Origin of the sequence: Fulverythrobacter fulvus (genome assembly GCF_037154085.1) — a bacterium.
Lineage (GTDB): Bacteria > Pseudomonadota > Alphaproteobacteria > Sphingomonadales > Sphingomonadaceae > Andeanibacterium > Andeanibacterium fulvum.
The window spans coordinates 529484-543985 of sequence record NZ_JBANRM010000002.1 but is presented as its reverse complement, the minus strand read 5'-3'; the positions used below and the strand labels follow the sequence as shown (position 1 = coordinate 543985).

Annotated in this window: 14 protein-coding genes; 13 read left to right on the top strand and 1 reads right to left on the bottom strand. The window is 64.3% G+C overall.

The window, feature by feature from the left end:
- Window positions 1-8: 8 nt before the first annotated feature.
- From WFP36_RS08420 to WFP36_RS08370, 11 genes are all read left to right on the top strand, one after another.
- A complete protein-coding gene (locus WFP36_RS08420) occupies window positions 9-779 on the top strand; it encodes a glutathione S-transferase family protein (RefSeq protein WP_336979605.1) in 771 nt (256 codons plus the stop codon).
- Window positions 776-1564, top strand: coding sequence for a glutathione S-transferase family protein (locus tag WFP36_RS08415; RefSeq protein WP_336979603.1), 789 nt, complete (start codon window positions 776-778; stop codon window positions 1562-1564). The genes WFP36_RS08420 and WFP36_RS08415 overlap by 4 nt, the downstream gene beginning before the upstream one ends.
- Before the next feature lie 58 nt (window positions 1565-1622).
- On the top strand, window positions 1623-3734 hold the full coding sequence (locus WFP36_RS08410) for a PQQ-dependent dehydrogenase, methanol/ethanol family (RefSeq protein ID WP_336979601.1): 2112 nt from the start codon (window positions 1623-1625) through the stop codon (window positions 3732-3734).
- A 181-nt stretch (window positions 3735-3915) separates the two neighbouring features.
- Window positions 3916-5430 (top strand): aldehyde dehydrogenase family protein, encoded by a 1515-nt coding sequence (locus WFP36_RS08405; protein WP_336979600.1) that lies wholly within the window; start codon window positions 3916-3918, stop codon window positions 5428-5430.
- Between the two features lie 70 nt (window positions 5431-5500).
- On the top strand, window positions 5501-6373 hold the full coding sequence (locus WFP36_RS08400) for an amidohydrolase family protein (RefSeq protein ID WP_336979598.1): 873 nt from the start codon (window positions 5501-5503) through the stop codon (window positions 6371-6373).
- A 134-nt stretch (window positions 6374-6507) separates the two neighbouring features.
- Window positions 6508-6963 (top strand): protein tyrosine phosphatase family protein, encoded by a 456-nt coding sequence (locus WFP36_RS08395; protein WP_336980044.1) that lies wholly within the window; start codon window positions 6508-6510, stop codon window positions 6961-6963.
- On the top strand, window positions 6963-7709 hold the full coding sequence (locus WFP36_RS08390; RefSeq protein WP_336979596.1) for an SDR family NAD(P)-dependent oxidoreductase: 747 nt from the start codon (window positions 6963-6965) through the stop codon (window positions 7707-7709). Before WFP36_RS08395 ends, WFP36_RS08390 begins: the two co-directional genes overlap by 1 nt.
- 14 nt (window positions 7710-7723) lie before the next feature.
- Window positions 7724-8497, top strand: coding sequence for a glutathione S-transferase family protein (locus tag WFP36_RS08385; protein WP_336979594.1), 774 nt, complete (start codon window positions 7724-7726; stop codon window positions 8495-8497).
- 138 nt (window positions 8498-8635) lie between these two features.
- Window positions 8636-9640: a zinc-dependent alcohol dehydrogenase family protein gene (locus tag WFP36_RS08380; protein ID WP_336979592.1), complete on the top strand. Its 1005-nt coding sequence runs from the start codon at window positions 8636-8638 to the stop codon at window positions 9638-9640.
- Window positions 9641-9717: 77 nt separating this feature from the next.
- Window positions 9718-10965: an MFS transporter gene (locus tag WFP36_RS08375; RefSeq protein WP_336979591.1), complete on the top strand. Its 1248-nt coding sequence runs from the start codon at window positions 9718-9720 to the stop codon at window positions 10963-10965.
- Window positions 10966-10969: 4 nt separating this feature from the next.
- A complete protein-coding gene (locus WFP36_RS08370; RefSeq protein WP_336979589.1) occupies window positions 10970-11869 on the top strand; it encodes a TauD/TfdA dioxygenase family protein in 900 nt (299 codons plus the stop codon).
- A gap of 151 nt (window positions 11870-12020) precedes the next feature.
- Here WFP36_RS08370 and WFP36_RS08365 read toward each other — a convergent pair whose 3' ends face one another.
- Entirely contained in the window at window positions 12021-12431 is a 411-nt protein-coding gene (locus WFP36_RS08365; protein WP_336979587.1) for a VOC family protein, read from the bottom strand.
- 108 nt (window positions 12432-12539) lie between these two features.
- Between WFP36_RS08365 and ligM the strand changes: the two genes are divergently transcribed.
- Window positions 12540-13946 (top strand): vanillate/3-O-methylgallate O-demethylase, encoded by a 1407-nt coding sequence (ligM, locus tag WFP36_RS08360; RefSeq protein ID WP_336979585.1) that lies wholly within the window; start codon window positions 12540-12542, stop codon window positions 13944-13946.
- 137 nt (window positions 13947-14083) lie between these two features.
- Complete coding sequence (locus WFP36_RS08355) at window positions 14084-14470, top strand: GxxExxY protein (RefSeq protein WP_336979583.1); 387 nt, start codon at window positions 14084-14086, stop codon at window positions 14468-14470.
- Window positions 14471-14502 lie beyond the last annotated feature (32 nt).

The window sequence follows — 14502 nt, the reverse complement described above, 5'->3', positions numbered from 1 at the left end:
GGATGTGGATGGCCGACGTGACGCTCTATCACTGGGAGCCCAACGCCAATTCCGGCAAGCCGATGCTTGCGCTGGTGGAAAAGGGCGTTCCCTTTCAGAGCCGCTACATCAACATGCTGGAGTTCGACCAGCACAGGCCCGAATATCTGGCAATCAATCCGCAGGGCACGATCCCGGCGATGACTCATGGCGACAGGGTGCTGACCGAGAGCACCGCGATCATGGAATATGTGAACGAGGCGTTTGACGGCCCGGCCCTGATGCCCGCCGATGCGCAGGATCGCTGGCGCATCCGCTGGTGGATGAAGTTCATGGACCAGTGGCTTGGCCCCAGCTTCTCCATGATCGGATGGAGCGCCTTTGTCGGCCCCAAGGTTCGCGAGAAGGACCCGGCGGAGCTGGAAGCCGCCATCGGCCGCATTCCCCTGCCCGAACGCCGCCGCGCATGGCGCAAGGCGATCTACGGCCAATTCTCGCCCGAGGAGCTTGCCGAAAGCCGACGCCGCGTGGCGCTGGGCATCGACATGCTGGAAGCGGAACTGGGCAAGCGGGATTATGTGGCGAGCGACACCTATTCGCTGGCGGACATCAACGTGTTTAATTCCACCTATTCGCTGCCCGTCAGTCAGCCGGACCTGGCCAGCGTGGAGAAGACGCCGAACATCATGGCCTGGCTGCGGCGCGTCTATCGCCGCCCGGCGGTGAAGCAGACCTGGGCCATGGGCACCACGGACCTCGCCAAGCGCTATGGCCTCGTGATGGAGGAGCTGGGCGAATGAGCGAGGCGATCCTCTATCACGGCGAACCCAATGGCCCCTCGCTCAGCGTGCTGGCGGCGCTGGAGGAAAGCGGGCTGGCCATCGAATGCCGCCCCATCGACCTGCTGAAGGGCGAACGGCACCGCCTGCCCGGCATTACCGAAAGCGTGGCGCTGGACTTTGCCGTGGAAGGCGAAGGGCCGGTGCTGGTGATCGGCGGCGAGGCCATGACCGAGGCAGTGTTCCTCGCCCAGTATCTGGATGAGCAGGCCGGCGGCTGCGGCCTTCAGCCCAGCGATCCCTATGCCCATTGGCAGATGATGATGTGGTGCCGGCAGGTGACCGAGCGGCTGAGCCCGGCCGTCGCCTGGCTCGGCGCTTTCGCCCATGCGCAGGCTCCGCTGGCCGCGATGGATGCGGGCGAGTTCGCCGCCCTGTCCGACGCCATCGTCAGCGAGGACCTGCGCCAGCGCTGGCAGGATTTGCGCGATGGCGCGGGCGACGAGGCAAAGAGCGAGGACAGCCGCGCCAAGATCGCCCAGTTCGCCGAACGCGCCGAGGGCCAGCTGGCCGACGGGCGCGAGTGGCTGATGGGCAGCTTCTCCATCGCCGATCTGGAAACCTATGCCTGGCTGGCGCCTGCCGCGCTGCTGGAACCTGCCGCTTTCGGAGGCAAGCCGAAGCTGGCGGCCTGGATGGACCGGGTGCGCACGCGGCCCAGCGTCCAGCGCGCGCTGGCCCGTGCGCAGACGGACGATCCGCTGCGCAGCTTCGCGCCGGGGCCGGAAATCAATCGCTGGGGTTGAACGAGATGAAACGGGCCTGCGCCGGAGGGATCACGGCAGGGCCGATTGGGAGGTGTGAATGCGGCTTGGAATTATCGCGGCACTCGCCGCGTCGCTGGCCCTGGCGGGCTGCAGCAAGAGCGAAAGCGCCGAAGGCGGCGTGACGGAGGCGATGATCGTCTCCCCGCCCGACGGCGAATGGCTGACTTATGGGCGCGATTATGGCGAGCAGCGCTATTCCCCGCTCGACAAGATCAACCTCGATAACGTCAAGGATCTGGGCCTCGCCTGGTCGGCCGATCTCGATACGGCGCGCGGGCAGGAAGGCACGCCGCTGATGATCGGCGGCAAGCTCTACATCACCACGGCGTGGAGCAAGGTGAAGGCCTATGACGGGAAGACCGGCAAGCTCCTGTGGGAATACGATCCCAAGGTGCCGGGCGAGACAGGCGTGAAGGCCTGTTGCGACGTGGTCAATCGCGGGCTTGGCGCCTGGGGCGACAAGCTGTTCCTCGGCACGCTGGACGGCCGCCTGATCGCGCTGGACCGCGAGACGGGCAAGGAAGTCTGGTCGCAGGTCACGGTCGACCAGACCAAGGCCTATACGATCACCGGCGCCCCGCGCGTGGTGAAGGGCAAGGTGATCATCGGCAATGGCGGCGCCGAATATGGCGTGCGCGGCTATGTCAGCGCCTATGATGCCGACAGCGGCAAGCAGCTGTGGCGCTTCTACACGGTGCCCGGCGCACCGGATGAGGCGAAGGACGAGCCGGAATATCTCGCCAAGGCCCGCAAGACCTGGAACGGCGAGTTCTGGAAGCTGGGCGGTGGCGGTACCGTGTGGGATTCCATGGCCTACGATCCGGAACTGGACCTGCTCTATATCGGCGTCGGCAATGGCTCGCCCTGGAACCAGTCCTATCGTTCGCCGGGCGGCGGCGACAATCTCTATCTCAGCTCTATCGTGGCGATCCGGCCGGATAGCGGCGAATATGTCTGGCACTATCAGGAAACGCCGGGCGAGACGTGGGACTTCACCGCCACGCAGCACATTATGCTGGCCACGCTGAAGATCGACGGGAAAGACCGCAAGGTGCTGATGCAGGCGCCCAAGAATGGCTTCTTCTACGTGATCGACCGCGAGACCGGCAAGCTGATCTCCGCCAAGGCCTATACGCACCAGACCTGGACCACCGGGGTGGACATGAAGACCGGGCGCCCCGTCGAAGTGCCCGAGGCGCGCTATGACAAGACGGGCAAGCCCTTCGTCTCCACGCCCGGCGCGGGCGGGGCGCATAGCTGGCACCCGATGGCGTTCAGCCCGAAGGAAGGGCTGGTCTATATCCCGGTGATCGAGGCGGCCTTCCCCTATTTCCCCGAGGCGAACTGGAAGCCCAACACGAAGCGCGGCTTCAACGTAGGCATCGACCAGGCCGCAGGCGGCATGCCCGCCGACCTTGCCGCCCGCAACGGCGCCCGCGCGGCGACCAAGGGCGCGCTGGTGGCGTGGGACCCGGTGGCGCAGAAGGAACGCTGGCGCGTACCCTACAAGGGCCCGTGGAATGGCGGGTTGCTCTCCACCGCCGGGGGCCTGCTGTTCCAGGGTACCGCGGCGGGCAATTTCGTCGCCTACGATGCCAGGGACGGCAAGCAGCTATGGTCCTTCGCCGCACAGACCGGCGTGGTCGCCCCGCCGATGACCTATATGATCGATGGCGAGCAATATGTCGCCGTGCTGGCGGGCTGGGGCGGCATCTGGCCGCTGGCGCCCGGGGGCGTGCTGAACGAAGTGGCGGGCCCCGTGCCCAACATCTCGCGCCTGCTGGTGTTCAAGCTGGGCGGCACGGCCAAGCTGCCCCCCGCCCCGCCGCTGTCGCGCATGCCGCTCGATCCGCCGCCCTTCACCGGCGACAAGACCAAGCTGGCCTCGGCCGTCTATAATTACGGCCGCTATTGCGGGCAGTGCCATGGCGATGCGGCGGTAGGCTCCACCGTGCTGCCCGACCTGCGCCGCAGCGCCCTGCTGGGCGATGCCAATGGCTGGGCCACTGTAGTGCATGACGGCGCGTTGCAGGATAACGGCATGGTGAGCTTCGCCGGCACGCTCTCGCGGCAGGAGATCGAGAGCATCCGCCAATATGTCATCATGCGCGCCAATGAGGACAAGAAGCTCGGCGGGCCCGGAAGCTGATGGGGAACCAGAGGCAAACCGGGCGCATTTGAAGGCTATTCCGGCGCATTTCTGAATCGACAGAAATGCGCCGGAGATTATAACGCACGTTACATTGGCGCCCTGCCCGCCATGGGCAGAGAGACGGAATTTGTGGTAGTTTGAGCGAGCAATAGGGATTCGCTTCGGGAAAGGACCTGAGATGAACGAGATCACCACCATCGACCGCACCCAGCGGGAATATTCGGACGCCGCCAAGAGGGCGCTGGCACGCAAGCCGCAGCTCTACATCAACGGCGAATGGGTCGACAGCTCGGGCGACAAGACCATCGACGTGGAAGATCCCTCGTCGGGCAAGGTCATTTCCAGCTTCGTGGAAGCCACCGACAAGGACGTGGACAGGGCTGTTGCCGCCGCCCGCGCCGCCTTCGACGATGGCCGCTGGCGCAACCTGCCCCCGATCGTGCGTGAAAAGACCATGCACAAGATCGCCGATTTGATCGAAGCACATGCCGCCGAACTGGCCGAGCTGGAAGCGATCGACGTGGGCAAGCCGGTAGGCATGGCCAATGCGGTGGACGTGCCGGGCGCGGCCGCCCACTTCCGCTACATGGCTGGCTGGGCCGGCAAGATCGGCGGCGAAACCCAGGCCCCCTATTCCATGCCGGGCGGCATGATGTTCGCCTATACGGTCAAGGAACCGGTCGGCGTCTGCGCGCAGATCGTGCCGTGGAACTTCCCGCTGCTGATGGCCTGCCTCAAGATCGCCCCGGCTCTGGCCGCAGGCTGCACCACTGTGCTGAAGCCCGCCGAACAGACCAGCCTCACCGCGCTGCGCCTGGCTGACCTGATCAACGAAGCGGGCGTCCCCGCCGGCGTGGTCAACATCATCACCGGCTATGGCCACACTGCGGGTGACCGCATGGTCAAGCACCCCGATGTGGACAAAGTGGCCTTCACCGGCTCGACCGAGATCGGCAAGCTGATCAACCGCAACGCCACCGAAACGCTGAAGCACGTCACGCTGGAACTGGGCGGCAAGAGCCCGGTCGTGGTCATGCCCGACGTCGATGTTGCCGAAACCGCCCCCGGCGTTGCCGGCGCGATCTTCTTCAACTCGGGCCAGGTCTGTGTGGCCGGTTCGCGCCTCTATGCGCACAAGTCCGTGTTCGACAAGGTGGTGGAAGGCATGGCCGAAACCGCCGATTTCTGGGCGCCGCGCCCCTCGCTGGACCCCACTGCCCACATGGGCCCGCTGGTGTCGAAGGAACAGCATGAACGCGTGCTCGGCTATATCGAAGCGGGCAAGCGCGACGGCGCTTCCGTGCTGATGGGCGGCGACGTGCCGTCCAACAATGGCGGCTATTATGTCAGCCCGACCATCCTGACCGACGTGAACCCGCAGATGAGCGTCGTTCGCGAGGAAATCTTCGGCCCGGTCGTGGTCGCCCAGCGCTTCGAAGATCTCGACGAAGTGGTGAAGGAAGCCAACGACACGCCGTTCGGCCTTGCCGCCGGTGTCTGGACCAAGGACGCCAGCGCCGCCGTGCGCATCGCCAGCCAGCTCAAGGCCGGCACCGTGTGGGTCAACTGCCACGCGATGATCGACCCCGCGCTGCCCTTCGGCGGCTACAAGGAAAGCGGCATCGGCCACGAACAGGGCCGCCTGGGTCTCGAGGCTTACCTCGAAACCAAGTCGGTGCTGATGAAGCTCTAAACTCTTTGACAAGTCAGGCCCGCCTCCGGCACCAGCCGGGGCGGGCCTTTTCATATCCGGGATACCGTACGTGCCAATCGACCTGAACAAAATCCGCGCCATCGACGTCCACGTGCATGCGGAGGTTTCGTGCCACGATCCGGAAGATCCGGTGATGGGCGAATTCTTCGATGCCGCCAGCGCCTATTTCAAGGCGCCGCGCCAGCGGCCCAAGATGCCCGAGATCATCGAGCTGTACCGCGAAACCAACATCGCGCTGGTGCTGTTCACGGTGGACTGCGAAAGCGGCATGGGCGCCAAGCGCGTCAGCAATTACGAAGTGGCCGAACAGGCGCTGAAGAACGACGATATCTGCATCGCCTTCGCCAGCATCGATCCGCACAAGGGCAAGTATGGCGCCCGCGAAGCGCGCGACCTGATCGAGAATTACGGCGTGAAGGGCTTCAAGTTCCACGGCATCGCCCAGAACGCCCACCCGGCCGACCGGATGGCCTATCCCATCTATGAAGTGATCGCCGAATATGGCCTGCCCGCCATCTTCCATACCGGCCATTCCGGCATGGGCACCGGCATGCGCGGCGGCGGCGGCATGCATCTGAAGTTCGGCCAGCCCATGCTGATTGACGATGTCGCGGTGGACTTCCCCGACATGAAGATCATCCTGGCCCATCCCAGCTGGCCCTGGGTTGACGAGAGCCTCTCCATGGCTCTGCACAAGACCAATGTTTACATCGACCTGTCGGGCTGGAGCCCCAAATACTTCCCCAAGCAGGTGATCCAGTACGCCAACACCCAGCTGAAGCATAAGATGCTGTTCGGCAGCGACTTCCCGCTGATCCACCCCGACAAGTGGATCGCCACCGCACAGGAAGTGGGCTTCCGCGAGGAAGTGATGCCGCTGATCATGAAGGACAACGCCGCCAAGGTGCTGGGGCTGGTCTGACAGATAATCGGGCGGGTCTGGCAAAGACCCGTCCAGGCTGAGCCTGTCGAAGCTCCGCTTTTCCTTCTCGTCCGGCCCGGAAGAAAGAAGAGCCGCCCTTCGACAAGCTCAGGACGAACGGAGGTTGGGAATTGGTGGACCCGGAGGACATCAGAGGCTGGCAACGCCTGTCCCCCCGTGTCACCACTTCCGGGCGGATCGAGGATGCGGACATCGCCCGGCTGAGCGCACTCGGGGTGGCCCATGTCGTCAATCTGGCGCTGGACGATCATCCCGATGCGCTGGCGGATGAGGGCGCGAAGCTCGCCGCCGCCGGGATCGGCTACACTCACATCCCCGTGCCCTTCGATGCGCCGGGCGAGGATCACTTCCGCGCCTTCGTGGATGCGCTGAGTGCCGTCGAGGCGCCGGTGCATGTCCATTGCATCGCCAACTGGCGGGTTTCCGCCTTCTTCTATCGCTACAATCTGTCGCGCGGCATGGCCGAAGGCGAAGCCCGCGCGCTGATGGAACGCCAATGGTCGCCGCTGACGAGCGACCACCCCGCCGCCCCCGCCTGGGCGGCCTTCATTGGAGAGAGTGAAACCTGATGCACTTCAAGGGAATGCATATCGTCGTCACTGGCGCATCCAGCGGCATTGGCCTGGTCAGCGCGCGCATGCTGGCAGAGCGAGGCGCGCGCGTTTCGCTGATCGCGCGGCGCAAGGAAATGCTGGACGAGGCTGTCGCCTCGCTGGGCGGCAATGCGGCCGGCTTTGCCGCCGATGTCGGCGTGAAGGAAGAACTGGAAGCCGCGCTGGATGCCGCCGCCGCCCATTTCGGGCCGATCGAGGGCCTGTTCGCCAATGCCGGGCTGACCGGCGGTTTCACCCCTGCCGTGGCCTTCGATCCCGATGTGTTCGAACAGACGATCAAGGTGAACTTGGTCAGCGTGTTCTGGGCGATCCAGAAAGTGCTGCCCGCCATGATCGAGGCGGGCAAGGGCACTATCCTCGTCACCGGCTCCATGGGTTCCAAGCGCGGCATGGCGATGAACCCGGCCTATGTCGCATCCAAGCATGGCGTGCTGGGCCTGACCCGCGCCATCGCGGTGGAAATGGCCCCGCACAATATCCGCGCGAACTGCATCATCCCCGGCTTCATCCGCACCGAGGCACTGGACCGCATCCCGCCCGAACAGGCCGGCAAGATCGCCGCCCGCGTCCCCCAGCGCCGGATGGGCAGCCCCGAGGAACTGGCCGAAGTGGCCTGCTTCCTCCTGTCCGACGCGGCAAGCCATGTGACCGGCCAGGACTGGGCCGTGGATGGCGGCGTGCTGGAAAGCATCGAAGTCTGAGAGAGGACACAGCAATGGCCCTGAAATATTACCACGCCGAGCCGGTCGCCAATTCGCTCAAGTCGATGATCCCCCTGAAGGAGAAGGGGCTCGCTTACGAGAGCCACTATGTGGACCTCCACCGATTCGAGCAGCATTCCGACTGGTTCGTGGCGATCAATCCCGAAGGGCAGGTGCCCGTTCTGGACCATGACGGGACGATCATCACTCACACCACAGTGATCAACGAATATCTGGAAGACGCCTTCCCCGATGCCAATCCGGAAAGCGGCCCGCTGCGGCCCCGCACGCCGGTGGGCGCGGCACGGATGCGCTACTGGAACAAGTTCGTGGACGAGCATGTGATGAACCATGTCTCCATGCATGGCTGGCACCGCATGGTGGGCGTGATCGCGCGCAATATCGATGCGGGCACTTTCGAGGAATTGCTGAGCCACATCCCCCTGCCCGATCAGCGCAAGAAATGGGCCGCCGCCCGTTCCGGCTTCTCCGAAGCCGAGCTGCAGAACGCGACCGACAAGATCGTCTATGCGCTGGAGAAGATCGAGCGCCAGCTGGAGCAGACCGAATGGCTGGCGGGCGACAGCTATTCCCTCGCCGACATCAATTTCTTTGCCCATTGCGGGCTGATGGTGGCGCGCATGTTCCCCGAAATGGAAGTGGATGCGACCTATCCGCGCCTTGTCGCCTGGCGCGAGGCAGTGATGGCCCGCCCCGCCGTTCAGGCCGCGCTTGCGGGCGAGGACCGCACCACGCCGGGCCTGCGCACCTGGAGCGGGGACCGCTGAATATTTCCGCCGCCGGCCTGCCCGAAAGGACACTTGCCGGCGGCGCCCTGCGATAGTCCGGCAGTGGCTGGCCAATTCTCCGAAATGGCCTAGAACCGCTGCAACAATCCGATACGGAATGAATTGGGGAGAACGATAATGCGCGCATGGCTGATGCCTGCCGGGTCCGACGGTTTCGACAAGCTCTATCAGGACACCCTGCCCGATCCCACGCCCGGCCCGGGCGAAGTGGTGGTGGCGCCCAAGGCCTGGTCCATCAATTATCGCGACTTCGCCGTGGTGGCGGGCAAATATTTCGGCGGCGTGCTGCAGAAGCCCGCCGTGCCCCTGTCCGACGGCGCGGGCGAAGTGGTTGCCGTGGGCGCGGGCGTGACCGGCGTGAAAGTGGGCGACAAGGTCCAGTCCAGCTTCTTCCCCCTGTGGGTCGAAGGGCCGCCGCGCATGGGCCCGGCGCTGGGTGACGGCATCTCGCCCGGCATGCTGGTCGAATTGGTCGTGCTGCCCGCCAGCGGCGTGGTGCCGATGGCCGAGAGCCTCAGCTATGCCGAAGCCGCCTGCATGCCCTGCGCGGGCGTTACGGCGTGGAATGCCCTTTACGAAGGCCCCCGCGCCCTGCGCCCGGGCGACCGCGTGCTGGTGCTGGGCAGCGGCGGCGTTTCCACTCTCGCGCTGCAGATCGCGCGCGCGGGCGGCTGCGAAGTGTTCGCCACGTCCTCTTCCGATGCCAAGCTCGCGCGGCTGAAGGAACTCGGCGCGGCGCATGGCGTGAATTACAAGGACACTCCCGATTGGGGCGCGCATATCGCCCGCACTTTCGGCGGCGTGGACAAGGTGATCGAAGTGGGCGGCGCGGGCACGGCCGAACAATCCATGTCGGCCCTGCGCACACAGGGCGAAGTGGCCTTCATCGGCGTGCTTTCGCCCGAAGGCGGGCCCAATCCGCGCGCCCTCATGATGACCGGCGGCAGCTTGCGCGGCATCTTCGTCGGTTCGGCCGCCATGGCCAAGGCACTGAACGCCGCCGTGGACGTGAACGGCATCAAGCCGGTGATCGGCAAGAGCTTCGCCTTCGATCAGGCCAGGGACGCCTATGCCCATGCCTGGGGGCCGGAGAGCTTCGGCAAAACCGTGATCGAATTGTAAGACTATCCTTCGCGCCGGGCGAGACTTCGAAACGAAGCCGCCCGGCGCGCAAGGCAAGGTTCTGGGGGAGAGAATTGATGGCGAGTATCGAAGCGGGCCCCGTGCCCGCGCGTAACCGGTCGTATGAATTCGGCCTGCTGATCGTGCTGACCCTGGCCAATGGCGTCGTCGGGTTCGACCGGCAGACCGTGGCCTTCCTCGCCCCCTTCATCGTGGACGATCTGGGGCTGAACAACACGCAGGTCGGCTGGACTGCCAGCGCCCTGTCGCTGGCCATCGCGCTCAGTTCCTTCTTCGGCAGCCAGATCGCGGACCGCACCGGCAAGCGCCGCACCGTGCTGATCATCTGCACTCTGCTGTTCTCGCTGCTGTCGGGCGTCAGCGGGCTCGCCACCACTTTCCTGGTGCTGCTGCTGGCCCGCTTCACGCTGGGCGCAGCGGAAGGGCCGATCGTGCCGATCAGCCAGACGCTGATCCTCCAGACCAGCAGCCCGGAACGGCGCGGCCTGAACATGGGCTTCATGCAGATGGTCGGCGCCTTCGGCATTGCCGGCTTCATCGGCCCCATCGTGGCGACCCAGCTGGGCGCGACCCATGGCTGGCGCACCGCCATGTTCCTTTCCATCCTGCCCGGCCTTGCCGTGGCGGCCATGATGCTGTTTCTGATCCGGCGCGATCCGCCGCAGGCGGCCCGGCCGGCCGAGCATCAGGGATCGAGCTTCGCGGCTTTCGGCGTTCTGCTGAAGAACCGCAACATGCGCGCCTCGCTCGCCATCGCGGGCCTTATCACGGCATGGCTGGTGCTGCAGAGCACTTACCTGACCCTGTTCCTCACCAAGGCCAAGGGGCTGGAGCCGACCACGGCGGGCTGGATCGTCGGCATGGGCGGCTGGGCCGGGCTGATCGGCGGGATCGCCCTGCCGCTGCTGTCGGACAGGATCGGGCGCAAGCCGGTGCTGCTGTGGGGCGCGCTGGCGGGCACGCTGGGCCCTGCCGCGCTGCTGCTGCTGCCGGCAGACCCGGTGATGCTGGCACTGGCCGTGCTGCTCGGCTGGCTGCCGCTGGGCATCGCCCCGCTCTATTGCGCGGCCGTGCCGACCGAGAGCGTCAGCCCGGCGCTGGCGACCACGGCCGTGGGCCTTTCCATGGGCACGGCGGAGCTGCTGGGCGGAGTGGTGGCGCCGCTGCTCGTGGGGCCGCTGGCCGACGCATTCGGGCTGGCGGCAGTGTTTGTAACCTGCATCGGCCTTGCACTGGCAGCCGCGCTTGTTGCACTGTTCCTGAAAGAAACCGCGCCCCGCAAGGTCGCGGCAATGGAGAGCTGATCCGATGTGGGAAGTGCGCGTTACGCCGTGCGGCGATTTCGATAATCATCCGCGTGAATACAAGAACTTCACCGTCGCGCCGCTGGCGGCCGCCATGGGCGCGGAAGTGGTGGGCGTGCGCCTGCCGGACCTGTCGGACGAGGGAATCGAGGAACTCAAGCAGGCGCTCTACCGGCACAAGATGATCTACCTGCGCGATCAGCGCCTTTCCCATGCCGAGCACGAGCATTTCGCATCGCGCCTCGGCCCCTTCGCGGTGGATGCCTATACGCAGGGCGTGCCCGAGCATCGCGACGTGCACCCGATCATCAAGGAAGCGGACGAGGTCACTCCCTCGCTGTTCGGCGGCGGCTGGCATACGGACAGCCCCTTCCTGCCCGAACCGCCCAGCATCACCACGCTGCGGCAGGTGGAAGGCCCGCCCTATGGCGGCGACACCTGCTGGACCAATTGCGCGCTGGCCTTCCGCCATCTGTCCAAGACCTATCAGGATATGCTGCGCGGCCTTCGCGTGCATATGAGCGCAGCAAACAACTTCGCCACGCAGGCCAAACTGCGCGGCGAGGCGATCGGTTTCGGCGATGCGGGCAAGCAGGAACAGGGGCTGAAGGGCAGCTTCCACCCGCTGGTGCGTACGCATCCCGAAACGGGCGAGGAATCCCTCTTCATCTGCGATACCTACGCCGTGGGGATCGAGGGTATGACCACGCATGAGGCGCACCCGATCATCGAATTTCTTGTGCAGCATACAGTGCAGCATGCCTTCACCTGCCGCCTGCGCTGGCAGCCCGGCATGGTGGCCATGTGGGACAACCGCAGCACCATGCATCTGGGCCCCAACGACTATGACGGCTTCCGCCGCGAGATGTACCGCACGACGACGGCGGGCGGGGTACCGGCTTAAGGGGAAAAGCTCCTCCCTGTCGCGAAGCGATGGGGAGGGGGACCGCGACACCGCAGGTGTCGTGGTGGAGGGGTAGCGAGGTTACCCCTCCGTCAATCGCTGCGCGATTGCCACCTCCCCATCCCGCAATGCGGGACAGGGAGGATCTTTCTCAATCGGCGAAAAAGTTGAGTTCCAGCAGCACGTTATTCGGATCGGGCGTGAAAATCTGGCGCAGGTTGATCGCGGAAACCAGGTTCTCCTGATAGTCCGCGCCCATTGCCTTGATGCGGCCCAGCACTTCGTCATAGCCGTTGCACTTGAGCGCAACATGGTGCAGCGCGCCAGTGAGTTCGCCCGGCTTCACTTCGCGATCATAGGCGCGATAGCAGTCGGTGGAATTGATGTGGATGATCGCCCGGTTCTCCGAATCGAACATCCATGTTGCAGTTTCGGGAGTGAGCGGAGGGGGCGCGTCGCGGCGTTCCAGGCCAAGCAGTTTTGCGTAGAATTCCGCGGTTTCATCCAGCCTGTCGGTGATGATGTTCACGTGGTCCAGCGCCTCGACGTTCATATGGTCCATCTCCTGTGCATTTCGGGCTCTTTTCGCTTGCAGCCATAGCCCAATATTGTATGTGCCGCATACAAATTTCGCATATATGATTCTTTCATGAGTGAGAGGAAAATCAGCATGGCAAAGAACCTCCAAGAAATCGTGCAGGGCAGCAGCGACATCGTCGCCACGCTCCGCAACTCCCAGATCGGTGCCTATGTGTACCCGGTCGTCGCTCCCGAATTCTCGAACTGGCGTTCGGAACAGTGGGCGTGGCAGCACAGCGCCGTGCTGTTCGACCAGTCGCACCACATGTTCGACCTCTACATCAAGGGTCCCGACGCGCTGAAGCTGCTGTCGGACACCATGGTGAACTCGCCCAAGGGCTGGGAAAAGAACAAGGCCAAGCAGTACGTTCCGACCACCCCGGCCGGCCACGTCATCGGCGACGGCATCATCTTCTGGCTCGAAGAAGACGAATTCGTTTATGTCGGCCGCGCTCCGGCTGCCAACTGGCTGATGTTCCAGGCCCAGAAGGGCAACTACAACGTCGACATCATCAACGATCCGCGTTCGCCGAGCCGCCCGATGGGCAAGCCCGTGAACCGTATCTCCTGGCGCTTCCAGATCCAGGGCCCGCAGGCCTGGAACGTGATCGAGAAGCTGAACGGCGGTTCGCTCGAGAAGCTCAAGTTCTTCAACATGAGTGAAATGAAGATCGGCAACAAGACCGTCCGCACGCTGCGTCACGGCATGGCCGGTTCGCCGGGTCTCGAAATCTGGGGTCCGTATGAAGAGCAGGACTACATCCGCGACGAAATCCTCAAGGCTGGTGAAGAATTCGGCCTGATCGCCGTCGGTTCGCGCGCCTATCCGTCGAACACGCTGGAATCGGGCTGGATCCCGAGCCCGCTGCCTCCGATCTACACCGGCGACGAACTCAAGGATTACCGCGAGTGGCTCGGTGCCGACAGCTACGAAGCCACCGGCGCTATCGGCGGTTCCTTCGTCGGCAAGACCATCGAAGACTACTACCTGAATCCGTGGGAACTGGGCTACGGTCCGTTCGTGAAGTTCGACCATGACTTCATCGGCCGCGAAGCGCTCGAAAAGATCGACCCGTCGGTCCAGCGCAAGAAGGTCACCCTCGAATGGAACAAGGAAGACATCCAGAAGATCGTCTCCTCGCTGTTCGAACCCGAAGGTGAACAGTACAAGTTCTTCGACCTTCCGCTCGCCAACTATGCCAACAGCAACTACGACGCCGTTGTCGACGCTGACGGCCGCAACGTCGGTCTCTCGCTGTTCACCGGCTACTCCTTCAACGAAAAGAAGGCTCTGTCGCTGGCGACCGTCGACCACGAAATCCCGCTGGGCACCGAACTGCACGTTGTGTGGGGCGAAGAAAACGGCGGCACCAAGAAGACCACCGTCGAGCCGCACAAGCAGCTCAACGTCCGCGCCATCGTCTCGCCGGTGCCGTACAGCCAGATGGCTGGCGACACCTACCAGGCTGGCTGGCGCTCGGGCCGCAAGGCGCTCTAAGCGTCGCGGCTTCAAGCCAAACGAACAAGGGCCCGCTACCGCAAGGTGGCGGGCCTTTTTCGTTTGGATGGCCGCATTCCGTCCGTCCGGGATCTTTTCTGCCTCACGCAAAGGCGCGAAGGCGCTAAGAAGACCAGGTGGGCATAGAGGCACTTGCGAAAGAAGCGGTCGATTGCGGGTTCAAGCTGCATAAGGAGCTTGGTCCCGGCCTGCTTGAATCGGTCTATGAAGTCCTGCTTGCGGCTTCGCTCTCCGAACGGGGACTGGCGGTTATGCGGCAGGTTCCGGTTCCGATAAGCTACAAAGGCGTCGTCATCGACAACGCTTTCAGGATCGACCTGCTGGTCGAACAACGCCTCGTGATAGAACTGAAATCCACGGAGCGCGACAGCCCTCTCTATCCCAAGCAGCTACTTACCTATCTGCGCCTGATGGATTTGCCGCTCGGCCTACTGATGAATTTCGGACAGGAAACCTTCAAGCAAGGCATCCAGCGCGTTGTGAACAATCATCGCAATTCCTAAAACCTTCTTTGCGCCTTCGCGCCTTTGCGTGA